This window comes from Celeribacter sp., from assembly GCF_048266405.1.
GTDB lineage: Bacteria > Pseudomonadota > Alphaproteobacteria > Rhodobacterales > Rhodobacteraceae > Celeribacter.
Genome location: NZ_JBLWZO010000018.1, coordinates 17,914 through 43,046, shown reverse-complemented (window position 1 = coordinate 43,046; position 25,133 = coordinate 17,914). Strand labels below are relative to the sequence as shown.

Annotated in this window: 27 protein-coding genes and 1 tRNA gene; 8 read left to right on the top strand and 20 right to left on the bottom strand. The window is 53.1% G+C overall.

Features of this window, described 5'->3' with window-relative positions; translation table 11 throughout:
- Positions 1-27 precede the first annotated feature (27 nt).
- Positions 28-104, top strand: a tRNA-Met gene (locus ACN0TS_RS17585).
- Between the two features lie 486 nt (positions 105-590).
- On the opposite strand, the gene ACN0TS_RS17580 is transcribed toward ACN0TS_RS17585, so the two are convergent.
- The 11 genes from ACN0TS_RS17580 to ACN0TS_RS17530 form a co-directional block, all read right to left on the bottom strand.
- Positions 591-1,202 carry an RloB family protein gene (locus ACN0TS_RS17580; RefSeq protein ID WP_417260634.1) on the bottom strand — a complete coding sequence of 204 codons (612 nt, stop codon included), beginning with the start codon at positions 1,200-1,202 and terminating at the stop codon, positions 591-593.
- Positions 1,199-2,494, bottom strand: a complete 1,296-nt coding sequence (locus tag ACN0TS_RS17575) for an AAA family ATPase (RefSeq protein ID WP_417260633.1) — start codon at positions 2,492-2,494, stop codon at positions 1,199-1,201. The genes ACN0TS_RS17580 and ACN0TS_RS17575 overlap by 4 nt, the downstream gene beginning before the upstream one ends.
- A gap of 393 nt (positions 2,495-2,887) precedes the next feature.
- Positions 2,888-4,036 carry a hypothetical protein gene (locus tag ACN0TS_RS17570; protein WP_417260632.1) on the bottom strand — a complete coding sequence of 383 codons (1,149 nt, stop codon included), beginning with the start codon at positions 4,034-4,036 and terminating at the stop codon, positions 2,888-2,890.
- Between the two features lie 186 nt (positions 4,037-4,222).
- Complete coding sequence (locus ACN0TS_RS17565) at positions 4,223-4,456, bottom strand: hypothetical protein (RefSeq protein ID WP_417260631.1); 234 nt, start codon at positions 4,454-4,456, stop codon at positions 4,223-4,225.
- 135 nt (positions 4,457-4,591) lie between these two features.
- A complete protein-coding gene (locus tag ACN0TS_RS17560) occupies positions 4,592-4,840 on the bottom strand; it encodes a helix-turn-helix transcriptional regulator (protein ID WP_417260630.1) in 249 nt (82 codons plus the stop codon).
- Between the two features lie 84 nt (positions 4,841-4,924).
- Positions 4,925-5,650: a hypothetical protein gene (locus ACN0TS_RS17555; protein ID WP_417260629.1), complete on the bottom strand. Its 726-nt coding sequence runs from the start codon at positions 5,648-5,650 to the stop codon at positions 4,925-4,927.
- Between the two features lie 201 nt (positions 5,651-5,851).
- Complete coding sequence (locus ACN0TS_RS17550) at positions 5,852-7,039, bottom strand: tyrosine-type recombinase/integrase (protein WP_417260628.1); 1,188 nt, start codon at positions 7,037-7,039, stop codon at positions 5,852-5,854.
- A 178-nt stretch (positions 7,040-7,217) separates the two neighbouring features.
- Positions 7,218-8,915 carry a recombinase family protein gene (locus ACN0TS_RS17545; RefSeq protein ID WP_417260627.1) on the bottom strand — a complete coding sequence of 566 codons (1,698 nt, stop codon included), beginning with the start codon at positions 8,913-8,915 and terminating at the stop codon, positions 7,218-7,220.
- Positions 8,912-9,127, bottom strand: a complete 216-nt coding sequence (locus ACN0TS_RS17540; RefSeq protein WP_417260626.1) for a hypothetical protein — start codon at positions 9,125-9,127, stop codon at positions 8,912-8,914. Before ACN0TS_RS17540 ends, ACN0TS_RS17545 begins: the two co-directional genes overlap by 4 nt.
- Before the next feature lie 192 nt (positions 9,128-9,319).
- Positions 9,320-9,763, bottom strand: coding sequence for a hypothetical protein (locus ACN0TS_RS17535; protein WP_417260625.1), 444 nt, complete (start codon positions 9,761-9,763; stop codon positions 9,320-9,322).
- Positions 9,764-9,818: 55 nt separating this feature from the next.
- Positions 9,819-10,322, bottom strand: a complete 504-nt coding sequence (locus ACN0TS_RS17530; protein WP_417260624.1) for a type II toxin-antitoxin system PemK/MazF family toxin — start codon at positions 10,320-10,322, stop codon at positions 9,819-9,821.
- A 219-nt stretch (positions 10,323-10,541) separates the two neighbouring features.
- Between ACN0TS_RS17530 and ACN0TS_RS17525 the strand changes: the two genes are divergently transcribed.
- Both ACN0TS_RS17525 and ACN0TS_RS17520 read left to right on the top strand, forming a co-directional pair.
- On the top strand, positions 10,542-10,889 hold the full coding sequence (locus tag ACN0TS_RS17525; protein WP_417260623.1) for a thermonuclease family protein: 348 nt from the start codon (positions 10,542-10,544) through the stop codon (positions 10,887-10,889).
- A 474-nt stretch (positions 10,890-11,363) separates the two neighbouring features.
- Positions 11,364-11,720: a TA system antitoxin ParD family protein gene (locus tag ACN0TS_RS17520; protein WP_417260622.1), complete on the top strand. Its 357-nt coding sequence runs from the start codon at positions 11,364-11,366 to the stop codon at positions 11,718-11,720.
- Between the two features lie 411 nt (positions 11,721-12,131).
- On the opposite strand, the gene ACN0TS_RS17515 is transcribed toward ACN0TS_RS17520, so the two are convergent.
- Positions 12,132-12,767: a cation transporter gene (locus tag ACN0TS_RS17515; protein ID WP_417260621.1), complete on the bottom strand. Its 636-nt coding sequence runs from the start codon at positions 12,765-12,767 to the stop codon at positions 12,132-12,134.
- A 73-nt stretch (positions 12,768-12,840) separates the two neighbouring features.
- Here ACN0TS_RS17515 and ACN0TS_RS17510 point away from each other — a divergent pair, with 73 nt between their 5' ends.
- Complete coding sequence (locus ACN0TS_RS17510; RefSeq protein ID WP_417260620.1) at positions 12,841-13,257, top strand: MerR family transcriptional regulator; 417 nt, start codon at positions 12,841-12,843, stop codon at positions 13,255-13,257.
- A 233-nt stretch (positions 13,258-13,490) separates the two neighbouring features.
- Here the strand turns inward: ACN0TS_RS17510 and ACN0TS_RS17505 are convergent, their stop codons facing one another.
- The 3 genes from ACN0TS_RS17505 to ACN0TS_RS17495 all read right to left on the bottom strand — a co-directional run bounded on the left by ACN0TS_RS17505 (position 13,491) and on the right by ACN0TS_RS17495 (position 15,686).
- Entirely contained in the window at positions 13,491-14,768 is a 1,278-nt protein-coding gene (locus tag ACN0TS_RS17505) for a hypothetical protein (protein ID WP_417260619.1), read from the bottom strand.
- 493 nt (positions 14,769-15,261) lie between these two features.
- Positions 15,262-15,564 (bottom strand): helix-turn-helix domain-containing protein, encoded by a 303-nt coding sequence (locus ACN0TS_RS17500; RefSeq protein ID WP_417260618.1) that lies wholly within the window; start codon positions 15,562-15,564, stop codon positions 15,262-15,264.
- Positions 15,561-15,686, bottom strand: a complete 126-nt coding sequence (locus tag ACN0TS_RS17495; protein ID WP_417260617.1) for a hypothetical protein — start codon at positions 15,684-15,686, stop codon at positions 15,561-15,563. The genes ACN0TS_RS17500 and ACN0TS_RS17495 overlap by 4 nt, the downstream gene beginning before the upstream one ends.
- Positions 15,687-16,506: 820 nt before the next feature.
- On the opposite strand from ACN0TS_RS17495, the gene ACN0TS_RS17490 reads away from it, so the two are divergent.
- On the top strand, positions 16,507-17,460 hold the full coding sequence (locus ACN0TS_RS17490) for an HNH endonuclease (RefSeq protein WP_417260616.1): 954 nt from the start codon (positions 16,507-16,509) through the stop codon (positions 17,458-17,460).
- Positions 17,461-17,665: 205 nt separating this feature from the next.
- Here the strand turns inward: ACN0TS_RS17490 and ACN0TS_RS17485 are convergent, their stop codons facing one another.
- Entirely contained in the window at positions 17,666-18,814 is a 1,149-nt protein-coding gene (locus ACN0TS_RS17485; protein WP_417260615.1) for a hypothetical protein, read from the bottom strand.
- A gap of 312 nt (positions 18,815-19,126) precedes the next feature.
- Positions 19,127-19,492, bottom strand: coding sequence for a hypothetical protein (locus ACN0TS_RS17480; RefSeq protein ID WP_417260614.1), 366 nt, complete (start codon positions 19,490-19,492; stop codon positions 19,127-19,129).
- A 612-nt stretch (positions 19,493-20,104) separates the two neighbouring features.
- On the opposite strand from ACN0TS_RS17480, the gene ACN0TS_RS17475 reads away from it, so the two are divergent.
- From ACN0TS_RS17475 to ACN0TS_RS17465, 3 genes are all read left to right on the top strand, one after another.
- Positions 20,105-20,617: a hypothetical protein gene (locus tag ACN0TS_RS17475; RefSeq protein ID WP_417260613.1), complete on the top strand. Its 513-nt coding sequence runs from the start codon at positions 20,105-20,107 to the stop codon at positions 20,615-20,617.
- Between the two features lie 296 nt (positions 20,618-20,913).
- Positions 20,914-22,254: a plasmid recombination protein gene (locus ACN0TS_RS17470; protein WP_417260612.1), complete on the top strand. Its 1,341-nt coding sequence runs from the start codon at positions 20,914-20,916 to the stop codon at positions 22,252-22,254.
- Between the two features lie 114 nt (positions 22,255-22,368).
- Entirely contained in the window at positions 22,369-22,833 is a 465-nt protein-coding gene (locus tag ACN0TS_RS17465; RefSeq protein ID WP_417260611.1) for a hypothetical protein, read from the top strand.
- A gap of 3 nt (positions 22,834-22,836) precedes the next feature.
- Here ACN0TS_RS17465 and ACN0TS_RS17460 read toward each other — a convergent pair whose 3' ends face one another.
- From ACN0TS_RS17460 to ACN0TS_RS17450, 3 genes are all read right to left on the bottom strand, one after another.
- Positions 22,837-23,202 carry a hypothetical protein gene (locus ACN0TS_RS17460; RefSeq protein ID WP_417260610.1) on the bottom strand — a complete coding sequence of 122 codons (366 nt, stop codon included), beginning with the start codon at positions 23,200-23,202 and terminating at the stop codon, positions 22,837-22,839.
- A 61-nt stretch (positions 23,203-23,263) separates the two neighbouring features.
- Positions 23,264-24,193 (bottom strand): SMP-30/gluconolactonase/LRE family protein, encoded by a 930-nt coding sequence (locus ACN0TS_RS17455; RefSeq protein WP_417260609.1) that lies wholly within the window; start codon positions 24,191-24,193, stop codon positions 23,264-23,266.
- Positions 24,190-25,128 (bottom strand): ABC transporter permease, encoded by a 939-nt coding sequence (locus tag ACN0TS_RS17450; RefSeq protein WP_417260608.1) that lies wholly within the window; start codon positions 25,126-25,128, stop codon positions 24,190-24,192. The genes ACN0TS_RS17455 and ACN0TS_RS17450 overlap by 4 nt, the downstream gene beginning before the upstream one ends.
- Positions 25,129-25,133 lie beyond the last annotated feature (5 nt).

Sequence of the window (25,133 nt, the reverse complement as noted above, 5' to 3'; positions counted from 1 at the left end):
AAATAATATCCGGTTAAACAACCCTGTCGCGGGATGGAGCAGCCCGGTAGCTCGTCAGGCTCATAACCTGAAGGTCGTAGGTTCAAATCCTACTCCCGCAACCAAAATAATACAATAATATCAAATACTTACACGCCGCCTCTGGGTGGCCGTTTGCGTTGCGATTCCGCCACTGGAAGCACCGTGGAAGCATAAAGGGCGAACTCAAACGTGTGGCGAAAGGGCAACTTTGGGCGTGCCGCTAACGGCCCATACCGGACTTTCGTGCGGGGAGCGGCGGATGGCCGGTGCCCAGCCTGTCCACGACATTCGTTCAAGGCGCAGCATGGCGCCTTAAAAGGACCTAAAGTGCGAGAAAGCGACATTGGCCACGCCCGGGCGCCTGTCATGCCGATCTAGCTGCCCTTGAAGCGCAGTTGGTCTTTTAAGCTGTAACTCCCCGCTTTCCTGAAAGGCCTTCGTGTTTGATTTTTCTTCTGACGCTTCAAGAAACGAGTTCCTTTGGAAAAATGCTGCACTAGAGACAGAAGGGAATTATAAGTTCACTTCTTTAGAATTTATTCTTCAAAGTCTCCAGTCAGCTATACGAGTCATTTCTTTCTGATCTCTTTGGTCAGTAAATGCACTGTAGTAAGAGGCGCTGCGCCTCCATCTTCCTCCCGCCTCTTTAATAATTTTTCCGCCCTACTTTCCGCATCTTGATACCTTGGTATGAGGCTCGAAAAATCAGGCGTTTTGCCGCCATCCTTGGCGTATCCTGAGCATGTAGATTCACAATATTTTTGTGTTAGATCCCTATGTTCGTCTTTATCGTAACTCTCGAAATGGAGAATCAGCCAGACCTCGAAGCACGGATTCGAATATGCGACGTGAATCCCCAGTGCGGTGCACCTTTCCTGAACCATCGGTATGTCGTCATGATCATCTTCGTCAAAGACTACCCATACCTGGTCCTCATTCCCATTTTCTTTGATATAGCTGCGCTTATTTAACTCTCCGATTTTCTCCTCTGCATGCCGTAAAAGCGTCTTTGGCACACCCTTAGCTGGCTCGCAGATTAACTCGACCACCGCGGAGTTCACGGCCAACTCATAAGCCTTAAAATATAGAGGCTCGGTGTTTTTCCCCTCGCAAAACAAGAAAAATTTTTTCTTCCTACCTCTCGTGCCGACTGCTCTCTTCAGACTTCTTTGTCGCCTCATTCCATTTCCCCCGAGGAAGATGTGATGAAAACTTCAGCTGGAAGTTTAGGAGGTGTCGCCCCATAGCGTCCTTGCAAGTATGATTTCTCTATAGCCTCTTCCCGTCTGGCCTTGATCTCCGAAAGGGCAAAGTACTCTGATTCTCCAGTTATATTCTTCTCGGCGAACCAAATCTCATCACGCCTCAGGTTCGAGGTGTTCAAAAGGTTTGTATCGTGTGTCGTAGCGATTAGCTGCGCACCCTTCATGTTGATTCTGGGATCAACGAACAGCATCAGAATCGCCTCAACTGCGAAGGTATGAAGGCTGGCATCAATCTCATCGATAACCGCGATGTCGCCCTCATCCAAAACCTTAAAGATGTAGTTCATCATTAGCAGGAGGCGTCTAGTTCCAGCACTTTCTTGCTTGCCAGCGAAGTAAATAGACGCCCCATCTTTGGATCGGTGCCCGAGGCGCACTTCGTATTCCTTATCGTCTATTTCAGGTAATTCTTGGGATGGCTCCAGACCCTGATAAGCTGCGAGAATCTTTACAACTTCACCCACTACTTTCTTTTGCTCTTCGGGTATATCGTTTGCGTCCACCCTAAAATCACAAACACCGCTTCCAATAGCTTCTAAGAATTTAATGGCGCGAAGGTCAACTTCACCATTAGAGAAACTTTGATTGATGATCGTGGATGCCACAGATATTCTATTCAGAGAGAAGATATCCTCGAAGAAGTTAGAAACGGCGCCAAGTTCCTCATGGGAATTTTGAGATGCAACGGACAGAAAAAGAGAGGTTTTAGTGAGAAATGTTGCAAGTATTTTTTTGGCACCGCGCATTCCGGATCCAAAATCTATATTTTTTCCATCTCTCTCAAATAGCTTCCTTCGACGCCCCTCGGGATAGGCATAAAGCCACTCAGAAACTACTGCCTCTGCATCATGCGAGAAGCCATAGTCGTATCGAACTTTGTCCCTGAGAAAGCTCACCTCAAATTCAGTGGGCTTTTCGGCGTATGCAGGATCAAGGAGGTAGGGTGAGAAACTGATACCTTTGTTTCTCACTTTCTCTTGGTGAGAAACTTGTACCAAGAACTTCATATGCATGAATGCATCCAGGATATTGCTTTTTCCTGAAGCGTTGGCCCCGTATATTATAGCGCATGGCAGAACACCGTTTTGCCCGCCTGGATACTCAATTTCTCTTGGCGCGTGTGGACCACGCAGAGATGTCCCGACCATAGAAAGAGTCTGAGGATCCCGAATGGACTTAAAGTTTGTTACAGTAAAGGTGAGAAGCATGGATGAACCTCTGACGGCAGGCATGTAGCCTTTGAGTTATATTTTTGCAGAAAATCTGCAAATATTCTCTCAAGATGCTACGCGACTGTGAAGGAAGTGTCAAAGCCACTTCTGAAGCTTATGACCGTCTACCCGTGCGCGCATGGCTGCAGCTTGCGCGCAACCTGCCCAAGGAACAACGGGTTCCTGTGAGGCCAAGCGTGAAGCCGCATGTAGTGCAAAAGTCAGCTTAGAGTGTGTTCGTATCGGTCAATCAGCGAGCTCGGCTCGACTATCCGCAGAGGATCCGTGGGCAACGGGTGACGTAGTTCAGTGCGCCAACGACGGGTCCGCTTCCTGCGCATCGCGGTCATTCATGAGATGCGCAGCGAAAGTCGGCTCTCCGCCCATACTTCACGTCCACCGATACTTCCCGCCGGCCTTCTGCAACCTCTCCTCCAACGTCTTCGGATGTTCCTCGCTGTTGCGGCGCAAGGATTCGATGTGCTGGTCCATAAAGTCGTAGAACTCATCCGGCGGCACGTCTGAGATCGCCGCACGGGTGACGAACAAGCCCAAAAGCTGCTGATCCAGCTCCCGCATTTTGGCGGTGCGGTTGGCAAAGATCACGTCTGAGGGCTGCACGCCGATGCAATGCACGGACAGGTCTTGCATGATCGTGTCTTCAACGAGCCGCCATAGCTCGTGTACGGGCCAACGGGAGCGGTTGCTGTCATTTGTCGGGACGCAGTAGCGCATACGCTCCAAGGCATCCCGATAGGCGTCTCCGACTCTCTCCCGCACATCCGCCCAAGTGTGCATTTCAAAGCGGCCCCGGAGTTGTTCGCGCCCAAGCCGCAGCTCAAAGCGCCAGACTTGGCTTGTCAGGCGGTCTGAGAGGTCCAGCGGGTCTTGTCCGCATGCGGTGCGCTCCGCGTTCCAAATCGCAAGCCAGCCGTCCTTGGCCTTTTGAATGATCTCCCCGCGCTTGTCATAGATCCCCAGTTGGCGGTTATCGATATTTCCCGCGCGAAGCCCGGTCACGCGGCTCCCTGTGGCCTGTGTTACCGTTTCATCAACGCCTGTGTATTCTATGACCTTTGTGCCGGGTGGGGCGACAAGGGCAATGCGTTCTGGCTCAAACCACGGGGCCAGTATATCCACGGCGAAGTCTACACGGGAGACGCGCAGTTGGTGTTCTCCGTAGGGGATCGCCATGGCGGCCATAACCTCCCTAAAATGCTGTTCCGCATAATCGAGACCGCCCGTGGCAAGTCCAAGCGCCCGAAAGTCTACCGTGATGCCCGGATTGTTCGGGATGCGGTCTTCGGGGTCTTGGAACATCCAGACCGCGCCAAGCTCGCCTGTGTGGGTGTTGAATGTGCGCCCGCCCTTTTGGGTGACGGACAAAAGCACATCGCCAAAACGCAATTCAATGTCATGGCCGAACTCTTTGGCTTGGGCTTTCGCCAGCGCGAGCTCTTTGCGCAGTTCTGGCGTGATCTCGGATTTTATGTTGAACCTGAGGTCGTCAAAACCGCTATGGAGAATTTGTGCTGTCATCTACTCTCAACTTCGCTTTTGTAGTCGTGGAGGGGGGTGTTACATGACCCCCCTTTGCCTATCGGCTAATAGTTGGTGTTTCATTTGAGTGAACCGGATGAAGCGGGATGCGCTTTGTGCCTCCGGCGGGGCAGCTTTTGTTTTGGGGCCGGGCAGGGATGCCCGGCTCCGATCTTATGGGATGTTCTAGGCGCGCTGTGTGGCGTCTTTCGACATTTGGCGTGCAATCCAGATTTCCGCGCGTTCTGCACATTTGGCGGCGTTCAACAGATCGCCTTGGGCAAAGCTCGGTGTGGATTGCCAATCCCCTTGGCCGTTCTTGTAAGCGCGGGACAGATCGACGGAATAGAAACCGTCATTGTCCCAGATGGTTGCGGTGATAAGGCCCAGTTTGATTTTATGGGCGGGAGTTTTTGACATCGTGTCAGTTCCTTGTGAAAAGTTGAAAACGAAACGGGCGCGAGAACCTTTTGCCCCGCGCCCGCAAGAGCCTTCCGGCCCCAAAATCCCGTATGGCGCTGCCAGCCCCATACGGGCAAAACTCAAGTGAGAGGTTTAGGCGGCGCTGTATTGGCTGGTATTGCCGTGGCGGCGGGCCTCGCCCCATTCGAGAAGGTCGCGGCGGCGATAGCGCACGGAGCGCCCCGATTTGTAGAACTTCGGGCCATAGCCCGTGACGCGCCATTTCTGGATGGTGCGCACGCTCTGGCACAGAAAGTCAGCGGCTTTCTTCTCGTCGATAAACCCGTCCAGATAGTCCGTGGCCGGGCGATTATTGTCGTTTGCAGCGCACTGCTTAGTCATTGGATATGCTCCTTTAATATTGAATTTCATGGAGCAAACCTAACAACCCTCATCTGCGCCTTACGAGCGAAAGCGCTGGACGAATTATTGCTCGTTTTCGGAAACAATTCGTCCAGTAGATTTTTGCCTCGCAATGCAATCTTTCATTTCTCTTAAAATTCTGGAGCTTGGGTAATCGGGTTCGATGATATGAAACGCGCCAACACAGAAAATCGCAGCGGGCGTGATGGGGTCATTTGCCTCTGTGGCGTCGCGTGTGAAGGGGGCGTCTGTTGTGCGTGCCCAAAGGTCTTTGATGTTGGCAATCCAAAGGCGCAAACCGTGGTCGCGGTTTTGACCCCGTGGTTGGTTTGGCAAGTTCTCTATGGTTGTCATGAAAGCCAACTCCATGCCGCCTATGAGCCGTTCTAGGTCTGTTAAATCCAACGTAATAGCTTGGTCTGGGTCTAATAAGGGCACAAGCAAGCTGGGGCTGTCTGCTGGCGCGGTCTGCGTTATTGCGCGCGCGGCGTCGGTGTCGGCTTGTCGGGACAAGCCGTCGCGGATTTCCATCCGGGCTTCACTCGAAAGACCGGCCAACGAGGCTCGAAAGTTTTGTAAGCGTTTTTGGGTCGCGGTGAGTTCCCGTTTTAAGGCGCTGTTCCGGGGGCCACCTTTAAGTTTTGCTGCTTCCCAGCGGTAGACTGCCGCGCAGTGATCCAATTCTTGCCGGAAGGCTTCGTGATCCGTCGGGGCAAGTTCGGAGGCTTGGCATAGGCGCATGGTGTCGGCTGGGGAATAGGTCGGCTTGTAAAATTTTGAAAACGGCATGGGGCGACGCCTAATTTAATAATGTGGTTGAGCAACGGCTCATATAGCTACGTATCCTACCTAGGGAATTCACCCCCCCCGTAACGATACGTATCGTTACGTAGGGAAGGCAAAATGCCTCATAGGGATACGTATTTATATAGCTATCTAGGAGCGGAAAATCCCTAGGTAGATACATAACTACAGGCGTAAATCGTCGTGTTACTTTATTACCCTCAATGGGGCTGCTGCCTGAGGTCCACCAGAGACCAAAGCACTTAGGCGATTTGCGTTTTCTTCGGCGGCACGTCTTACCGGATCATCCGCCAAATGCGCGTAACGCATTGTCGTTTGAATTTGCGTATGTCCCAAAAGCCGCCCGACCATTTGGATTGGCATCCCAGATGATACGGCATTCGACGCATAGGTATGGCGCAGGTCGTGGATGCGCACATCGTTCAGACCTGCCCGCTCACGAATACGCCGCCACGGGTGTTGCAGGTCCGTGATGTGGCTGTTCTCCAACTTGCCTTCGATCACATAGGGATTGCCGGGCGTGCGGGGCAGGGCGGAGAGAACCGCCCGCGCAGCCGCAGGGAGCGGTATGCGCCGTGCGCCCGTCTTAGTGTCGGGTAGCTCCATTCCTGCATCGGTGATAAATCCCCATTGGAGTGTTTGTATCTCTTTGAGACGGCATCCGGTCAGGATTAAAAGGCGAAAGGCCGCGACCACATGCACGCTCTCCGAGCCGTCCAGTTCGACGGCGGAAAGCACCTCTCCGAGCCGTTGCAGCTCATATTGGCTTAGATAGCGCTCCCGCTTTTCTTCGCGATATTTGGGCACATGGCGGCACGGGTTTGACCCATCCGGGCGCAATCCCCAAATCTCTGCCATGTTGAACATCTTGGACAGCACTTGAAGCGTGCGGTTCGCTTGGTAGGGCGTCTGGCGATATTTGTGGTGCAGGGCGGCAATGTCTTTGCGTTCCACATCGATCACTTTGAAGCTGCCAATGGCGGGTTTGATGAACAACTCCAGCGCCCGGCGATATTCCTTTTGCGTTGTCGGTTTGCAGCGTTCTTCGGCATGTTCCTTGAAGAACCGATCACACAAAGACGCGACCGTGGGTGCGCGGCGTTCCTGCGCAATCTCTTCGGCGGGGTTCTCGCCCATGGCGACTTGCCCCATGACGTCCTTTGCCAAGCGCCGCGCTTCGTCCACCGTGATTTTGCCATGCCGCCCAAGGGAGACGCGCCGGGTGCGCCCACCTTTGCGATATTGCGCTTGATAGGTCTTGGCCCCGGACGGCATGACCCGCACGCCAAACCCTGCAATCTGGCTATCCCAGACGAAGTAATCTTTGGCCTCAGGTTTGAGGGCATCAATGGCGCGTTTGGTCAATTTTGGCATCTAACTATCTCTCTTACTAGCAACCTCGTGGAAGCACTGTGGAAGCAACTGGAAGCAAACCACGGCGTAAGAGATAGAAAGAGAAAGTTTGTCGCGTCAAATTAAAAACAACGATTACAATAAGATAGGGTAGGTGGGCGCATTCGGTCGCAACCCGTGCAAACTGGCAGGAGCCGCCTCATAACCTGAAGGTCGTAGGTTCAAATCCTACTCCCGCAACCAACTTTAGCGAACAATCACTAATATCCAAGCTCGCCTCTCCGGCGGGCTTTGTTTTGTTTAGCAACTCCAATAACTTACCACGAAGTTCAAGCGCGTGATGCTTCGCATCCTCGTCCCAGCTTACAACAACCGTGTCGATCAGATCGTGCAGTTCATCACTCGCGCGGCTCGCGACACCTTCGTTTGATAGTGTCTCAACGAGATCATCAACATGTGCGCGGTAGAGCGCGGGAAGGTCTTCGGGCAAGTCGAAGGTTTGAGGCACTATCGCATCTCGTTTGCTGCGTGCTTCTGCCAGTTCTGCATCGATCTTGTTGAGTTGCGCGATGACTGCGGATGAATAGTCTCCGTTCTCGACGGCCTTCAACAGATTTGCATGTCGCGTCTCCAATTGGCGCACCTGATGCGATTGTTGTTTGATCTGTTCATCGTATGCCTTTTGTTCAGCTTTCTTGTGCGCGAGAAACATCTCCCGGAATTCTTCATAGGCTTCATCCTGCATAAGGCCTGTTTTGAGGCCCGACAGGATTGCGGTCGCTGCGTCTGCTTCCTTTATTCCGGGCATTCCAGTGCAGACGGAAGGTCCCTTCTCTTTGGCGTTGGCGCAGTAGTAGCGGCGGGTCTTGCCACTGCCTGCAACAGTCAGGTTGCCGCCGCATTGCCCGCAGGTCAGCAGACCGGAGAGAAGATACTTCCGCCGGCGCATTCCTTGCGCAATAGACAATCCGTTTGGATCGGTTGCGGTCTTTTTGCTGCGCAGGCGCTGTTGGGACCGTTGCCGCTCTTTCACTGCGTCCCAGAGACCTTGTTCAATAATCCGCAGGTCGGGCACCTCGAAAACAGACCACATCTCGGGCGGGTTCGGTTTTGAAACCCGCTTTCCCGTCTCCGGGTGTTTGGAATAGCGCAGCCGGTTCCAAACTCGGCGCCCGATGTAGAGCTCGTTGTTGAGAATACCTGTGCCACGTTCTCGGTTGCCGTTGATGGTTGTCTGGCGCCAGTGGCCCGAACTTTTGTTCCGTCCGCGTGGGGCAGGTATGCCTTCGGCATTGAGGGCTGTGGCGATTTGGAGTGGCGATTTGCCGGACGCGTATTCCTTAAAGATCCGCTCGACCACGGCGGCCTCAGTCATATTGATCTCCAACTCGCCCTTGATGATATCTCCGGCGTCGTTGCGACGCGTGCGATACCCGTACGACAGACCTCCTGCGCTTTTGCCCGCTTCGACTTTACTGATGAGGCCGCGGTGCGTTTTGTGAGAAAGATCTTCAAGGAAGACCTGAGCAAAAGTACCTAATACGCCTATGTCGAAGATACCGAGTTTGCCGCGGTTAAGCTGGTGGAGTTCGCAGCCGGCGAAAGCAGCGGTTTTATAGAACGACATCAAGAATTCCAGATCCCGTCCCAAGCGATCGAGATGCTCGAACAGCACAATGTCGATTTGTCGGGACTTGACCGCTGTCATCAGGGCCTCATAGCCGGGGCGTCCTTTTGTTGCGCCACTTAGTGCCGTATCTTTGAATACTTGAACCACTGTCCAACCTTGGTGTTCGGCATATTTGCGGCACTCCCGTTCCTGATCTTCCGCTGACTTCGGGTTCTGCATGTCAGTCGAATAGCGGGCATAGATGGCAACGCGCATTTGATCGGTCATACAGAGTCTCCGTAAGCTGAAAAACTGAGGTCGGCTTGGGCGAGATATAAAACCATTTTGAGAAAATTATGGAAGGGGGGTCTTAATCTTGTCCAAATACTGGATAGAATTGGAGGTACTGAATCCGGCGTTTCTTCCTTCGTCTTGCCTTCCTGGGCGGTTCGTTTGGCAGCAACTTCGGCAATCAGGGTGATCAGGTTTGTGAGGGGCATGTGTATCTCCTTCGGCTGCGGACACTAAAAACCGGCAGACCGCCGAGATTTTGGCCCTCGTTTGTGATCGTTGAGCCCGTGCGGGGATGACCTGCACGGGCGTTTGTATGTTGTGCGGGCGCGCCGACATCTGTTGCAGCAGAAGGGTCGTCGGCGCGCCCTGACGCGGGTGTTCCGGCCCGCGTGTTCTGATCAGGCTGCGGTGTTGCGCAGCCCTTCCAATGCCTTCTCTGCTCGCAGGTAGTCGCGCACGCAAGAGAGGCTGGTGTAGAGTTCGACGATAACGGCGAGAGCGTTGGAAAGACGGTCTGCCTCTGGCGTCAGTCTCTCCTTCTCCCAGCTCGTCTCGTTCGAGACGTTCTCGGGGCTGTGATCGTAGTAGGTCTCGACGTAGGTGCCCTCGGCGATCTGCGCGTCGAGGACGCTCATCAGGTCTTCCAGCATTGCCAGAATGCCTTTGTCGAAGATCTTACCGGTCCTCAGCAAGGCGGCCAGCTTGCCGGCCTCTTGCTTGGGCTCGGGAGCCACGAGTTCGAGCACATCGTTGTCGATCCCTGTGGCGGCCATGCGAGCGAGAGAAAAGCAGGAGGCAGCCATGGCGGTGATGTCATCGGCGGATTTGAAGGGAATATCCATTGTTAAGTTCCTTTTGTTGATTTGAGATTGTGGTGGGGCACGAAAGTGCGGTTCCCTATCGGAAACCGCGCGCTTCGTTGTCCCGCCGCGTGAGCTTTGCGCGTCGTTCTTTACGCAGGTTGGCAGCGATGCCGGCTTCGGCCTGGATGTGCGCTCGGACAGTGTTCATCCGTTCTTCCAATGGCGGGTCGAGGCGACCGAGAAGGGTTCTCGGTTTGCCTTCCTCAATGAACCCTGAGTGATTGACGCTCACGGTGAGGCGGCGGGCGCAGACAAAGCGGGTGGGGCGGTCAAGGCCGGCCATGGCTTGTGATTGCGGCTGCTTGACGATCACTTCATAGCCGCGATTGGCGCGACGTTTGGATGTGGTGCCATAAGCGAGGGTGACGAACTTGCTGTCTCCGGTCTTGCGGACTTCCAGTACCAAACATGGCCGTCGTTTTGGCAAAGTGAGTTCGCCATCTGTGTTGATGGGAAAGCGAAACAGCACGACATCGCCGCGCTGGATTGTGTCTTGCCAGTTTGGTTCCGCGATTATCGAATGTGGGGAAAGAAACATCTGTGGTCTCCTGTGATGTGGGTGAAAATCGACACCAGCGGTGGAGAACCTCAAAGGCCGTCCGTTTTGCTGCGTGTCGCAAACAAGCGCGCAGCAAAACGGACGGCAAAATTTTACGGGAGAGCGCCGAGAGGGTGTCCCTCTCGGCAAAGTTGAAGGGGAGGGCGCTCACGAATTGCCAAGCCCAATTGAGGCCGTTACGAATACAGTATGTTACTCATGGCTTGTTCCCTCATTGCTGTCGTCGACGGAGACACCGTTAAGTGCGATGGCCAAAACATCCGCTTGATCGGCAATGGTGCGCCCTTCAAGTCTGGGTTTGATACACCTGAAACCTATCGGCCCAAATGTCAGCAAGAATTAGAGCTGGGCCGCGCTGCGACCGCGCGTATGCGCGAGCTTGTGCGCGATGCCGTTGGGATCGAGGACACTGGCAAGCACGACCGCTACGGGCGCGTCCTTGGGCGGCTTGTCCTTAAGAACGGAAAAACTGCTGGCGAAGTGCTCATTGAAGAAGGCTATGCGAAGCCGTGGTCGCCCAAGGCCAAGATTGATTGGTGCAGATAGAGGGCCATTTGGGCGGGCTATAAGACCCTTGATTGCCAAGCCTGATGGGGGGACACTCGCCTCGTTTAGCTGCCTACGTATTTTTTAAAGGTGAGGTTATGAAAAAACTCTTTATTGCGATTTTTATACTGGTGATTGGATCAACGACAGCATTTGCAGGCTCTGTTCGTTCGATTGATCCTGCTGCCCCGATTGGGGCTGTCGGCCAAGAAGGCACCAGTGAAAGCGCGAGTGCGTTTTGGGACCAGGCGTTCCCCTCTGCCCAGCAAGATGCCAAAGTTTGGGCGGTGGCTTGCTGCAAGGTTTGCAGAAAAGGCAAAGCTTGCGGAAACTCGTGTATCAATCGTTCATATACGTGTCGCAAAGGGCCTGGGTGCGCTTGCAATGGGTATTGAGGGATGAAGGGCCAGTATGCAGTCACTTTGACCTGAAGGTGGCAATTTGCTACTTTTAAGATCAAACAGGAGACAACTCATGGCCCGATCCGTCAAGCTCTCTGATGACATCATGGAGATTGTCAATCGCGAAGCTGACCTTCACAGCCGCTCCCTCGCTGGCCAAATTACCCATTGGATAAAAATTGGCCGAGCAATCGAGCGCTCGCGCAACTTCGATCATAACCGCATCACAGCAGCCCTTGATGGACGCCTTGATCCCAGCGAGTTGACTGAGGAGGAAGACGCCGTCTGGACGGAAGTCTTCATCGAGAAGATGGGTGAGCCCAGCGATGAAGAGAAGACCTTGTTTGCAGAGCGCCGCAGGCTCGGCATCGGCGTTGGCCTCGATGCCTCCGGCAATCTCATCTACGCGAAGCCAAGCGTCGCCGAATGACACAAAAGCTCATACGTATTGCCGGCCCTAACGGTGCCTGAAAATCCACGCTGTTCGAGACCCGCGTCGCTACCAGCCTCGCGGGTTCCTTTATCAATACCGACATCATTCAGCGCAACGAGATGGGCGACGCCTCTCCCAGCGCTTCATACGAAGCTGAAAAAATTGCCAAGGTCGGCTATGCGCAGGAAGTGACCTTTGCAAAGTTTGACCCGATTCCCGGCAGCGGACCTTCGTGCAGACAGCGGCGAACAGCAGCTATGAGCCCAAATTACCGATAATCTGTGGTGCGGCGAAAGTCGGCTTTGTCGGTCTAGCATATCTGCCGATCAGGAAAGACAACTGACCACAGGATTGCTGCTAGGGTCATAGCAGCAACCACCAGATCCAGAATGATGAGAAGATTTTGCATCATGCCTCCACGTGTCCGTGATCAATCATGTCCCGCCGCTCCGCGAGGGCTTGCCGAACAATCTGGAAAGCAGACGACAGGAATAAACCAGCCATGATGGTCGCAACGATCAGGTCAGGCCAGCCCGTTGCAGTGCCCCAGACACCTAAAGCCGCGAACATCACGGCGACGTTGCCGATGGCGTCATTGCGCGAGCAAAGCCAGACAGATCGCACATTGGCGTCCCCGTCCTTGTAGCGCACCAGCAAGGCCACACTGGCGAGGTTTGTGACCAATGCCAAAAAACCGACCGCGCCCATGATCTCAGCCGTGGGAACCCCGACATAGAAAACGCGGTAAACAGTCGATCCGAAGACCCAAAGTCCCATCAAAAAAAGGCTGAAACCTTTGAACAGAGCGGCATTCGTGCGGGCGCGCAAGGACGCACCGATGACGACTAAAGAGATGCCGTAGGTCATCGCATCCCCCGCAAAGTCGAGGGCGTCAGCTTGCAACGCTTGTGACTTCGCCAGGTGACCAGCCGTCATTTCAACCGCAAACATTGTCGCGTTGAGTGCAATGACGATCCAGAGCCGCCGTTTGTAATCATCAGAGACACCGTCAAATTTGGCGTCATGTCCGCAGCAACCTGTCATGGGGAATCCTCTTTCATATTTTGGTGATGATAGTGTAATGTCTCTAGCGACTAGAGGTTCAAGAGGTTTCTTCATGTTTTCTATCGGCGAGCTTTCAAAACGCACGAAGGTTAAGGTCCCAACCATCCGCTACTATGAGGAGATGGGGCTTCTGGCAGAAGCCGAACGCACGAGCGGGAATCAAAGACGTTATGATAAAGCCGGATTGGAACGGTTAAGTTTCATCCGCCACGCTCGTGATTTGGGCTTTTCGATTGAGGCAATCTCGTCGCTCATCGAATTGCAGGACCACCCTGACAGATCATGCGACGCCGCATCAAAGATCGCGTCTTCGCAACTTGCGGACGTGCGTGACAAGATCAAACGGCTTAAGCTTTTGGAAAAAGAACTCAAGCGTATTTCCAGCGGCTGCGATGGAAGCGGCCTAACAGAAAACTGTTATGTGTTGGCATCTTTGGCCGATCATGAGCTTTGTAGCAGAGAGCACTGATTGCGATTGCGGACATTGCAAGTCGCGAAGCCTATGACAGCAAAGTCCGCATTTTGCCAGTTCATGACCAGCGCCGCGAAGGTCTGCTATCTCAAATTCCTGGCGGAAGCTGTGAGTCCGCTATGGGCTGACAGCAGTCATTGCTTCTTGATCGAAAAAAATAGCCCAAAGTGGCCATTCCTGTTTCAGTCCGTGGTCAAAATGATAAGCTATGCCTCCGAATGGGGGGCATCTCAATTGAGCTGTTTCTCATAGCCACTTCTGTGGTGCCGAAGCAGCCATCCCTTAGCGACAACAGTCACTGTCTTTCTTCGGTGATCTGAGTCAGCTAACTCTGAAACTACTAGATCAGCTTGCTCGAGCCTTTGAACTTGACCTCTCATATATTGGGGTGAATTGAATCCAAATTCCTCATGATCTGAGGGGCTTATGGAGCCACCTTGATCGCAAATATCATCAAATAGTTTCCACGCTCGTGGAGGGACATTTAACGACTTCATATAGGCTTCACTTTGCTCCGCAAGCCAGATCTCAAAAAGCTGGTCGAGCTCGGATTCATCCTTGATGACCTGACCACTCTCGTCAAGCCATAGAGAAAAATCACCGCAAAATTTCAGAGTATCTCTAAGGTTTTCATGTAGTATTCTAAATGCATAGCCAAAGGATGTCGGTCCCACAGGAGGCAATGCATCGTCCGAGTTTTTGTACTCGTTGACACGAACTCGCACCAAGTCTTCAATCGAATTTCCACTTAGTGGTTTGACGTCTATAGGCTCTTGCAGCCTACCTTGTAAGCGTTGGCTGCTAGCAACACTTCGAACAATTCCTCTTGCTCCGCATACCACCCACTTCATTCCGTGCCTTGCGAACAAGTCATCACGCAGCGCTTCGAGCCTCTGACGAGCTACTTGTGAAGTATTTAGGATTTCAAGATTGTCGATGACGCAAACGATGCCACCTTTATCACTAAATGCTGCCTTGAGAAGGCGGTCGACGAGAGAAAAGAAACCATGAAGGTCAAACCCTTTCGACTCGTTAGGTGTTCTCCCACCTCCCATTCCCGCCGGGCCGATAGTGACTGAACCGTTTATAAATAATGGGTTTTCTAGCCACGCCTGAAGGGGCTTAAGGCCAAATTGGAGGTCGAGCCGCTGTTTTAACGTATTCTCGTTTTCAATAAAGTAGGATGCTATTGCCGCGTAGACGCTTCTTTTGAAGTCGAGCGCACTCTCTTCGGTCGTCAGCTGAAATGGTTCGGGGAGGAACAAGATGGAATCTTTACCGTCATGAAGAGTCTCATTATACAGTTGGAAGCCGCCGACCATTACTATACTGGTTTTCCCTACTCCGTTAGGGCCTTCAATAGTGGTAACCGTGTCGAAGCCAGAAATACGATTCTTGAGTCCTCGTAGTTCCGCATCTCTCCCGACCAGCAAGCGTTCGCCCTGAGCGTTTCCAGAAACAGGGTGTGTGTCGTACAAGTTTCTTTTGAAGCCAAAGTCTTTCCACATGGGCTATGCTTTCTTGGGGTTCGGAAAAATGTTTGAAAAACTATCGATACCAGGTTAATTGCGAGCTGTCCCTATATCAATATCTTAATACCGTTTTGGTGATTGATGCTCTGAGTTCAGTGCTGACTATTACTAGTTGCTGCCCATTGCCAAATGACCAAACCGACCTACGTCAGCAATCTATGCCGACCGTAGAACTATTGGGGCCAAAACTTTGCAAAGCCCACTTTCTATACATTAGTGCCATTGGAGCATTGTGCTGAGAAGGGCTGGGAGCGGTCATCGCGCAACCAAGTTTTCGCGTGATTTCGCTGGGGGACGGCACGGAGCTGACACTTGATTGGCTTCAGGCAATCAGGATTGCGATTGAGGGCGTTTTTCAATGTCGTGTCCGCAAATCGTGTTGGAAAATTTTCCGACTGGTCTTTGGATTTTCACATTTGGCCGAAATCGCTTCTAAAAACAGCGGAGCGGATCTTGCGGGCGTAAGGGGTCAGGTGATGGCCTCAATGCCCTTGCGGTCGATCACATCCAAAAGGCGCACAGAGGGCCCACTCGGAGAGCGGTTTCCTTGCTCCCATTGAGCGATCGTGTTGCTGCCAACATTGAGAAAGGCGGCAAAAACAGCCTGACTCATTCGTGTTTTCTTGCGGATGGCCTTGATGTCCTTCGCAGTAAAGGTCCGCGGTTCAGGCAAACATAGCTCGTCCATCACCCGCATGGTGATGTCGTCCATGGCGCCTACCGTATGCATATCTTTTGCCATGTCGTGTGCGATATCGAGTATCTCGCTCAATTATTCCACTCCAGTTCTGCGATTGACCCTTTGGCTTTCAGGGATTCGACTTGTTCGTCGGTTGTCTTGATCAAATCCGCGGCAACTAATGCCAGAGCTTGATACTCGCCTTCTTCGCCCATCGGGCAAACACCTTACCTTTGAATGCTCTCAACTCATTAGATCTATATCATAGTGATACAGTTTTCGTTGTACAAGTTTGCAGCGCTTACAACTTTCACCATCGCGTCATGCATAGATGTTGGCTGTTTTCTCTGTAACCGAAGCGTGAAGTGTCGATTGTCGCTTCATTCCCAACACGGTTTGCGGACACGACATTTTATAAAGAGGGATATCAGATCAAGCCTACCATCGGTGCGAGCTGAAGACCTGACGCCTACCCTGGATCAATGATTACGACCACACCAACACCACCGTTCATTGATCCCTGCATTAGTATAGGTTCCGTGAATGGCTGCTCCGGACCGTTCATAGTTCAATGTCGGAGACGCCGGACAGGGTGCAGGGATAGACGGCGAGTGTTCTCTGCCTTGGAGTGTCCAGAGAGGGAAAGCTCTCTCTTTGGTCCCAGCTGGATAGGCTGCCAGGGGGTGCAGGGGGGCTCGGCGAGTGCCCATTTGCGAGTGGGGATGAAAGGGGCGGGCGATACCCCACTTTCTCCGGCTGAGGGCCCCTTGAGGGTTTGGGAGAGTTGGGCGTCTCCCAAGGCCGCCGCAGGCGGCCCGGGTCCAGGGGCTGTGCCCCTGGCGAACGCGTAGCTCGAACGCAGAACCGAAGGGCCGGAGTGCGAGCTACTTAGTGAGTAAATGACCCGCGCTTTGAATTGGGCAGAAAGCTAACGGCCCACAACCGACCTTGGTCGCACCGGCAATTGCCAAAGATGCACAAAGCAATTGTAATCGTTAGAAAGGATTGATCTCTGATGCCCTGAAGGAGTGAATAATGATGACTGAGCTTGAAGGCGCACTGGCGAAGACGACGGGAAAGCACAGAGTTGCTTTGGACTGGTTCAGTGAGAACAAGGGAAAAATTATTACGTGGAGCGATATCCAGGAGTTCTCCGCGGACCAGAGCAGGTTAGTCAATCAAGCGAAAGGCATCTACAAACCAAAATACACTGATTATGCTTTGAGCCTCCGCACCATCCAGAACGGGCCCTATCCGGACAAGGATGTCGAGTACCGTCCAGATGGCAGCTGGGCTCTGCACTACTTCCAGGAAAACCAGAACCCGGATCAACGTGACCGCGAGGCCACCAACCGTGGCCTGATGAGATGCATGGAGGACCAGGTCCCGGTCGGAACCCTCGTGAAACGTAAACCTAAGCCGGGCGTAGCTTACGAAGTCCTTGGTCTCGGGCTGGTGACCAAATGGGAGAATGGGTTCTTCACTATCGAAGGCTTTTCCGACGCAGGTGAAGTACATGATACCGAACAACCGGACGCTGCCCGGTTACGTGCGACCAATGGTACGAACAGCGATACATTTGACTCTGATAATGATCTGGATTTGCGAGAGAAAACCTTGGCACAGGTTGCCAGGCGGAGAGGCCAGGCGGCCTTCAGGGCGGCCCTCCTAGAAGCCTATGGTGGCAAGTGCTGTGTAACGAGTTGCACCCTCAAGGACGCACTGGAAGCCGCTCATATCGCCCCCTACCGTGGCGACCACTCACATCATGTTCAGAATGGTCTTCTCTTGCGGGCCGACATCCACACGCTCTTCGATTTAGGGTTGTTGGTCATCACAGATGACTACCGTGTAAAGCTATCGAAGGCAGCTCTAGAAGATGATAGCTACGCCAATCTTGAAGGCACGCAGCTATTATTGCCCGGTAATCAGGCGCACTATCCAAGTCTGGATGCACTCGGGCGTCACCGAAAATGGGCTGGAGTTTAATTGCTGGGGGGCGTTGCCGGACCAGCTAAACATGGCACGATGTAGCCTGCTTCATGCAAGGTCAGCTTGCGGCCCAAAGCCGCCTTTGGGTGATGCGAATAATTCTGCGATGCGGCATTCGCATTGCGGCCATTCACTGGTGAACCGAAAAACAAAAAAGGCTGCGGAAGCATTCCCCGCAGCCTTCGATCTTAGAACCATCATGCTATTCCGTAGACTTGTCTCCTCGTTGCTCCGCATAAGCTTCAAGCATCATTTTAGTGTACTCAATAGTACTGGAAGTGTGCTCGCCCAAGCCGGGCCACGCGAATGGCAACTCCCCCATACACATCGATTGCTCAACCTGGACACCAAGAAGCTCAGCAACTGCCAGAGCCGTTTCTGGTTCCTTGTGCTCGGGCCACAGATACTCATGAAAGCTGATCCAGACATCATTGTCCTCGTCGACGCCTATGTCTGCGAGCAAGGCACCCAAACGCTCACTTGAATTTGCTGCGTCCTCGACGAGTGCACTTCTGATCAACAGCGTAATCTTGTCGGCGTCGAGATCCAACTTCGGTCTTTTATCTACAATTTCTACTATCAGATCAGGTCTCCCCTGAATATCAGTATCTGAAATTGGCTTGGGTGGGATGTCACCTTCGTCCAACCATGAAGCAGTCATGTGAATATCAAGAGGCGAAGCATTGCAGTTTGGGCAGTGCCAAAGGTTCTTGGCGATTTGTTTGCCGGATATCGAAGCGTCGCAATGGTAGCAGTACCAGATATCTGAATCTGCTTTGGTTATTGGATGGCGGACGCGACCGTCTTTATCGGGCTTGGTAGACCTTCTCGGCCAATCCGATGCAATACCGGCGCGAATTTGTAGGGAACGCGTGAGCGCAACCTCAAGAACCTGCTGTTGAAAGTCTGACTCGTAAATGAGCTCATCGTCTTCAATCTGCTTAGCGATTTCAAGACAAGGTGCTTTGTTTGGTGCTTCCGGCACGTGTAGGTTCCAACCTGTGCTATACATGAGGACGTCGCCCAAAGACTCAGTGATTTGGTATTTATGTCCGTTGAGCGTTCCTTCTTGAACACCCATGTTGAAAATAGAGGCTTCAAGATGTGACGGATGGTCTGATCCAGTATCCTCGTCCATAGGAAGCGAATTATTTAACAGTCTTTCGACTTTTTCTAGCTGGTCTTGAGTTGGGTTCCACTCGGCTTCGTAAGCCTTTGTAAGGCCATTCCAATGAGCCAACCCTAGCTCTTTGGCAACAAAGTCACGTGCTTGATGCAAGGGGAGCTCCCGAGCTCGTGCATAGTGCTTTGAAAGCTCTTTCAACTTTCTCAATGAGTTTGTCTGTTTCATGATCCATATCCAAACTGGATCCGAAAAGGTGCCCGCTGCTCTTCGGACCCTGCCAATGGCATGGTATCCAAAAAAAGATCGCGTCGCTAAGCTTCGCATGGCGGGCACACCGGCCTACGCGTTAGGCCGTCACTACCATCAATGATTTGACAAAGAAGGTCAAGTTGCTTTGTCAGTTCGGCCCATAGGAGACATTTGCCACCCATCCGTGCTGCTGCGGTGCGGCTGTCAAACCGGCCGTTCACTGCAAGCGCAAATCCCGACGCCATCGAACTCACACACTAAGCACAAAGTGCCTGTTTTTAGCGGACGTTACGAGAAGTCAGTGCCACCGTCAGGGTTGATGACATAAGAGAAGGTCACCTCATTTGAGTTGTCGGTACGCCTGGCATCCTTAACATCAATGATGTGCACACATGCAAAGTTTCCGAATTTATTTTCAAGACACACAATTTGCCCCTCTTCTGGGGTGACGGACCTACTCGAGTAGTCAAATGCTGTTGCGTCCTTAATGTCAGATATCTGACCAGCACCTTTTGCTATAGCGACGCTTTTGACGTCCGAAGAGTAATTGTAGAAATGGATGCTCGTGTCGCTGGCCTTGCTGAAATGTAGGGTAAATTCAGTTTCTTCCCGACCAATCCTAAAATCGCCGTTGTTAGAAGTGTAGTCGAACATGTTCCGGCATCGAAGTCGTCTATCGGCATAGTGCGGCTTAAATGGCCAATAGATCGAAAAAACGGTGGTCAGACCACCAATGAGGACGACAGGAGGCTCCAATGGGAACTCCCAACCTACGATTTCCGCGTACCACCAGACGGATGAAAGAAGGATAAAGAGTGATCCCAAACAGATCAGTGTCGTTTTCTGACCTCGTTGAAACCTATAGAGTGTATTGTGCAGCATCGCATCTTCATAGCGGCACTGAGCATCTCATTCAAAACCAAATTTGGCTCAATGCTGAATCAGGTGCAGCGCACCATCTGATGTCTGATTTCAGTACCGGCCCATAGTGGGCATTAAGCACTATTTCAGGATGCTGCGGTGCGGCCCGTCGAACCGGGATGTTCGCTGCAACTGCAAAGCCTTTGATGGTCGAATTCACACAATGAGGACAAAGCTTCCGCTGGACCAAAGTTAGCTCTTGATGGAAGGTTGACGGAAACATTTTCGGAGAATTCTATATACATGCGATCCTCAGAAGGTTGGGTAAAGGCAAGGCGATACGTGTGTGAGCAGTTGCAAGACTGTGGTGTCGAGTGGTTTTGTAGCTCGTTTCTAATAGACCAGATGACAGAGCAAAGCCAATCAAACGGAAGCTTCGCAACGAAAGACTTGATACTTCTTATAAATAAGCACAGCGGCTCTAATTTCGCCGAATGGCCTAAGGGTCCAAAGAAACCAGATCAATTTCGGAGGCTTCCCCTTAAGGGGCTCTGGAAAGCTCATACGGTGCCACAAAGCTTAGCTGAATATTACCATAATATCAGGCAAGAGATTGATAAAAATAGTATTTACGGGGAGTGGGACAGATGTCTCTTGAAGCACGATGGTGAATTCATGGACGAGCGTCGTGCATGGAAGTTGGCACAGCTTGCGGCCATCCAAGGGATCACTAATCGTGGGAAACGCAATAATCTGACTTCAGGTCATTGGTTAATCTTCTCAAACACACCGAGTGGGGTGTTTTTCCTTTGCAGAGCTCACCACCAAGAAGATGATCAGGTGATATTTGATAGAGCTCAAAGGGCAGCCCAGGATTTTCCAAGTATGAAGTTTCCTTTTTGCCAGTCAAAACTGTGAAAGTTTCTTTTCAATCTTCTCTTGAACCGAAAAATACGGCGGTGTGCAGTTTTTTGCACACCAACTCCGGCACAAACGTTCGCTATACACTGGCGGATGAGTGTCCGCTTTCTTCACGCAGTCCAATTTAGTTTGCGGGCGCAGCGAAGGTCCGCAATCCGCCCTTTTCGGCGAAGGACCAAAGCAAGATTTGCGATTTTCTCCCTCCCTTCCCCCGAAACTTTCCTTCCTGCCAAATTAGTCTCTCGGAAGCTTTGTATCCATTTCCTCGTCTCCACCACTAAGGAGATGAGAAAATGGATGGCTCACCTTTTGATACCCGCTTCCCGGTTGTCCTGCGTTTTGAGGGCATAGGGCCGGAAAACCTTGCCGGGTATGAGAAGCACCGCAAGCGGGTAGGGGGCGATACCGGCCATATTCTGGAACATCCGCCAGCGCCAAACCGCTTGCTGATCGGAGATGAAGATTGGGCGGCGAAAGCCTTGGCCGAGATCACTGAGATGAAGGTGCAGAATTTCGCGGCGGAGCTGAAAGCTCTGGAGCAGCGCAAGCGCAAAAAAGACATCCAGAACCGTCTGGCGGAAGGGCCGCACAATCCTTGGCGGCCTACGCGGCACGGCCCGATGCGCGAAGCCATTTTGACCGTCAATAAGGAGTGGTTCAATGCCGACCCTGCTGCGGTTTTCGATGAAGGGATCGACCAGAACCAGAGGATTGCCGATTTCGAGCGGTTGGCTGTCGAATGGTTGAAAGAGCAGTTCGGCGAGGATGTCATTCACGCCCGCGCGGACCTCGATGAAGAGGCCTACCACATCCACGCTGTGATTATGCCGCGTGTGCGCGTGGAGATGACACGCAAGGACAGGAAGACCGGAGAAAAGAAAGTCATTGCCACGCGGCTGATGTTGCAGCCTTCGAAGTTCGATGTGATCGAAGACTATGAGCTCGCGCAAGACAGCGTTGGTGAATGGTTTTCCCAGATCGGTCTTGTTCGTGGTGAGAGGCGCAAAGCGGCCTTCCGTGAGGCCGTGGCCAAGGGCGAAACCCCGCCGCCGAAGCGCGTTCATACAAGGACGCGGGACTGGCGGCGGAAAAAGGATGTCGAACTCGCAAAGCGCGAGCGCGACCTTGAGGCTCGAACTTCAATCGTAAACGAACGCGCCGTAGCCGTGGAAGAAAAAGCCGCCGAGGCCAATGCGATTATTGAAATCACCGAAGCGATTGCACAGGGCGTGGTGGAGCCCGCAACTCAGGGTGAAACCGCCAAAGTCATTCCGGTTAAAGGATACGAGAAAGACAAAGTGTTCTTGCGAGCGCAGAGACACGCGCAGCGCTCCCCCAAGGGGGCATCCCGCGTTGCGAGGGCATTCCGGAGCGGATGGGCGGCGATGTTCGAGAGGGCTCGCAAAGACGCGTTTGCACGGGTCAATGAAGACTTCCGTGCAGCGGCCAAAACTCTCGACGAGGTGAAAGCCTTGCTGGCCAGGGTTGGTGGCTCGTTGGGAGCCGATATGTCTGGCAATGTCGGAGCGCTTTCGGATCTCGCGCAGCGCCTGAAAAAGGCGATCGCCGCAGGACGGATTTCACATGAAAGGCGCAAAAAAGAACGCAATAAAAACAATGAGAACAGAGATTAATGCAAAATTTTTCGGGAAAGTATTTTTGCGCTGACAAGGTCGGAACCACTTCTTTTTTACAGCGTGCAAGCAATTCCGCAGTACGCATCAATCCTTAAAGGAAAGGAGCTAAATATGAGCAACAAACGTCAGCATTCCCAAACGCAGCCCTCCCCAATTGCTGCTGGCGCTTTCTCTAAGAATCCACGCCGCATGATTCAGAAAATCCAGTCTGGCGCGGTCATAAAGGACGCAATGAAAGAGCTAAGCCGCGCGATGGATTTCGCCAACGCCGTTGGCGAGAACTTCGCTGCGGTGCTGCCCGACCTCAATGAGCAGACCCGCATAGAGGTTTTCTCGGCGCTGGCGTGCAATGCATCCTCGAAAGATCGTCGCGCAATTACGGAGCACCCGCAGTGTCCTGCTGTGGTCAAAGAAATTGTGGAGAAGCACGATGCGAAAAAGGCGGAGGAAGCAAGGGCAGACAAGGCCAAGCGCGAAGCGGAGCGCAAGAAAAAAGATCGCGCCAAGTACGAGGAGTTGCGCAAGCAGTTCGGAGACAGTCCTGCCAAGGACGGCGAGGCCGGGGCGGACGAGTGAGCCTCACTCTTGTGGAACGCCGGATCTTCCGGCTCCCCCCCACGCCACGATCAAAAAAGTTCGCCAAAGTCCAATTCCCCCTCCCGCAACCAGTTTTAGCGAATGACCATTCGCTTCTAAGCCCGCCCCCAAGGCGGGCTTTGTTTTGTTCAGCATCTCCAATAACTTACCACGCAGTTCAAGCGTGTGATGCTCCGCATCCCCGTCCCAGCTTACAACAACCGTATCAATCAGCTCATGCAGTTCATCCGCAGCTGAGCCCGCTACGGCCTCGTCGCTGAGTGTGCCTACGAGATCCTCTACATAAGCGCGATAGAGCGCGGATGAATAGTCTCTACGATATAAAGACATAGCGACTAAAAATTGCATAACTCGAAAAGGGCAGGTCTTCCTTGTTTGAGTAACGCGACCGCACTGCCCCTCCTTAGATCTACATCCGCGTCCACGGCTCCGCGCCCTGTTCATTCACAAAGACGCAATACACTGATGTTGTTGCCGTGATGAACAGGCGGTGTCCGTCGTGACCGCCAAAGCACAGGTTGGCCACTGTTTCTGGGACCAAAATCTTGCCAAGAAGTGCCCCGTCTGAGGCAAAGCAATGCACGCCGTCTGCCGCTGAGGTCCAAACGTTGCCTGCGGTATCGACCCGCAATCCATCGGGAAAACCACAATCGAGCGAGGCAAAAACGCCGCGATCCTTGAGCGAGCCACCCTCGACATCAAACTGTCTGAGGACCGGAGCAACTGTCTCATCGTGGCTCCTGCCGCTTTCGGCGACATAGAGCCGTTTCTCGTCGGGAGAGAAGGCCAAGCCGTTGGGTTGGGTGAAATCAGACGCGACGACAGTGAGTTCCCCCGTGACGGGATCAAGGCGGAACACGTTGTGTGCGACCTGTTCAGGGTCGGCTTGATACCCCTCAAAGTTCGACAGGATGCCATAGGTCGGATCGGTAAACCAAACCGCTCCATCCGAAGTTACGACCACATCATTGGGCGAATTCAATCGCTTGCCATCATAGCTGTCGGCTAGGACCGTGAGTGATCCGTCATATTCTGTGCGCACCACATCGCGGTATCCGTGGCGGCAACCGATCAGTCGTCCCTGACGGTCCCGCGTGTTGCCATTGTTAAATCCGCTTGCCTCGCGGTACACGCTGACGCCGTCGCGCGCGCTCCAACGCATCACACGTTGCGAGGGGATGTCCGAGAATAAAAGGCACTCATGGTCCCCGAACCAAACAGGCCCTTCGGTCCATGTGAAGCCGGTGGCAATGGTCTCAAGGCGGGATAGCGGATGCACCAACGCATGAAAACGATCATCGAGTGCCAGAAGATGTGGTGGCAAAAGGGCTTCGGTCATGTACGAGGTCTCCGTGTGCTAGCGGCAACAACAATGCCAATGATAATCAGGCCGGTCAGCATCATCCTGACGCCTACGCCAAAGCCGTAAGAGTTGAGCATCGAGACCACGAGGAACATGAACAACGATGCGCCCCAGACGCCAGGGACGTTTGAATCCCCGCCCGCAATGGAGCTGCCGCCAATGACGACGACCGCGATGGAGGTGAGGAGGTACTCCTGCCCCATGTTAAGTGCCGCTCCGCCTGAGAAACTTGCGAGAAAATACCCAGCAATCGAGGCGAAGACCGCTACGGTCACATAGGTGGTTGCACGCACCAACTCGACAGGAATGCCTGCCAGACGTGCAGCGCGCAGGTTTTGCCCTGAGGCCAACAGCCACCGTCCGAAGTTGGAGCGCTCAAGCACGACCCAGACGATCACCGACAGGATCAGACCGACCCACGCGACATTGGGCACGCCAATGGTGCGGCCCGTCGCAAATTCGGCCAGACCTGCAGGTGGCTTAATCCGCAATCCGCGGTTCGACCAAATGGCAATGGATTGAAAAATGAGCGAGGCGGCGAGGGTCGCAATGATGGGCGGCAGGCGCAGCAGGTAGATCAGAGCGAAGTTTGCGCCCCCTGCGGCGATCCCTACGCCGATAGCCACAACGAACCCAAGCACAGCCGTATTGGGGTCGGAGCCCATGGCTTTGAGCGACAGTGTGCCCGCCAAGGTCATCACGGCGGGGATGGACAGGTCCACATTGCCTGGCCCGAGAGTGATGACCAACATCTGGCCAAGCCCCACGATGGCGGCGAAAGCGCCAAAGGACAGCGCGGCATAGGCGAGGTCGGATGCGCCGCTGCCTTGGGTCAGGATCATAACAAGAATAAAGGCTGCGGCTGCGGCGGCCCATGACCAAATCCACGGACGCGAAAGAAGCATTTTCATCTGGG

Coding starts and splice junctions, on each gene's coding strand:
- ACN0TS_RS17580 (WP_417260634.1), bottom strand. CDS start 1,202: ATGAGGCGACAAAGAAGTCTGAAGAGAGCAGTCGGCACGAGAGGTAGG.
- ACN0TS_RS17575 (WP_417260633.1), bottom strand. CDS start 2,494: ATGCTTCTCACCTTTACTGTAACAAACTTTAAGTCCATTCGGGATCCT.
- ACN0TS_RS17570 (WP_417260632.1), bottom strand. CDS start 4,036: ATGACAGCACAAATTCTCCATAGCGGTTTTGACGACCTCAGGTTCAAC.
- ACN0TS_RS17565 (WP_417260631.1), bottom strand. CDS start 4,456: ATGTCAAAAACTCCCGCCCATAAAATCAAACTGGGCCTTATCACCGCA.
- ACN0TS_RS17560 (WP_417260630.1), bottom strand. CDS start 4,840: ATGACTAAGCAGTGCGCTGCAAACGACAATAATCGCCCGGCCACGGAC.
- ACN0TS_RS17555 (WP_417260629.1), bottom strand. CDS start 5,650: ATGCCGTTTTCAAAATTTTACAAGCCGACCTATTCCCCAGCCGACACC.
- ACN0TS_RS17550 (WP_417260628.1), bottom strand. CDS start 7,039: ATGCCAAAATTGACCAAACGCGCCATTGATGCCCTCAAACCTGAGGCC.
- ACN0TS_RS17545 (WP_417260627.1), bottom strand. CDS start 8,915: ATGACCGATCAAATGCGCGTTGCCATCTATGCCCGCTATTCGACTGAC.
- ACN0TS_RS17540 (WP_417260626.1), bottom strand. CDS start 9,127: ATGCCCCTCACAAACCTGATCACCCTGATTGCCGAAGTTGCTGCCAAA.
- ACN0TS_RS17535 (WP_417260625.1), bottom strand. CDS start 9,763: ATGGATATTCCCTTCAAATCCGCCGATGACATCACCGCCATGGCTGCC.
- ACN0TS_RS17530 (WP_417260624.1), bottom strand. CDS start 10,322: ATGTTTCTTTCCCCACATTCGATAATCGCGGAACCAAACTGGCAAGAC.
- ACN0TS_RS17525 (WP_417260623.1), top strand. CDS start 10,542: ATGGCTTGTTCCCTCATTGCTGTCGTCGACGGAGACACCGTTAAGTGC.
- ACN0TS_RS17520 (WP_417260622.1), top strand. CDS start 11,364: ATGGCCCGATCCGTCAAGCTCTCTGATGACATCATGGAGATTGTCAAT.
- ACN0TS_RS17515 (WP_417260621.1), bottom strand. CDS start 12,767: ATGACAGGTTGCTGCGGACATGACGCCAAATTTGACGGTGTCTCTGAT.
- ACN0TS_RS17510 (WP_417260620.1), top strand. CDS start 12,841: ATGTTTTCTATCGGCGAGCTTTCAAAACGCACGAAGGTTAAGGTCCCA.
- ACN0TS_RS17505 (WP_417260619.1), bottom strand. CDS start 14,768: ATGTGGAAAGACTTTGGCTTCAAAAGAAACTTGTACGACACACACCCT.
- ACN0TS_RS17495 (WP_417260617.1), bottom strand. CDS start 15,686: ATGGGCGAAGAAGGCGAGTATCAAGCTCTGGCATTAGTTGCCGCGGAT.
- ACN0TS_RS17490 (WP_417260616.1), top strand. CDS start 16,507: ATGATGACTGAGCTTGAAGGCGCACTGGCGAAGACGACGGGAAAGCAC.
- ACN0TS_RS17485 (WP_417260615.1), bottom strand. CDS start 18,814: ATGAAACAGACAAACTCATTGAGAAAGTTGAAAGAGCTTTCAAAGCAC.
- ACN0TS_RS17480 (WP_417260614.1), bottom strand. CDS start 19,492: ATGTTCGACTACACTTCTAACAACGGCGATTTTAGGATTGGTCGGGAA.
- ACN0TS_RS17475 (WP_417260613.1), top strand. CDS start 20,105: ATGACAGAGCAAAGCCAATCAAACGGAAGCTTCGCAACGAAAGACTTG.
- ACN0TS_RS17470 (WP_417260612.1), top strand. CDS start 20,914: ATGGATGGCTCACCTTTTGATACCCGCTTCCCGGTTGTCCTGCGTTTT.
- ACN0TS_RS17465 (WP_417260611.1), top strand. CDS start 22,369: ATGAGCAACAAACGTCAGCATTCCCAAACGCAGCCCTCCCCAATTGCT.
- ACN0TS_RS17460 (WP_417260610.1), bottom strand. CDS start 23,202: ATGCAATTTTTAGTCGCTATGTCTTTATATCGTAGAGACTATTCATCC.
- ACN0TS_RS17455 (WP_417260609.1), bottom strand. CDS start 24,193: ATGACCGAAGCCCTTTTGCCACCACATCTTCTGGCACTCGATGATCGT.
- ACN0TS_RS17450 (WP_417260608.1), bottom strand. CDS start 25,128: ATGAAAATGCTTCTTTCGCGTCCGTGGATTTGGTCATGGGCCGCCGCA.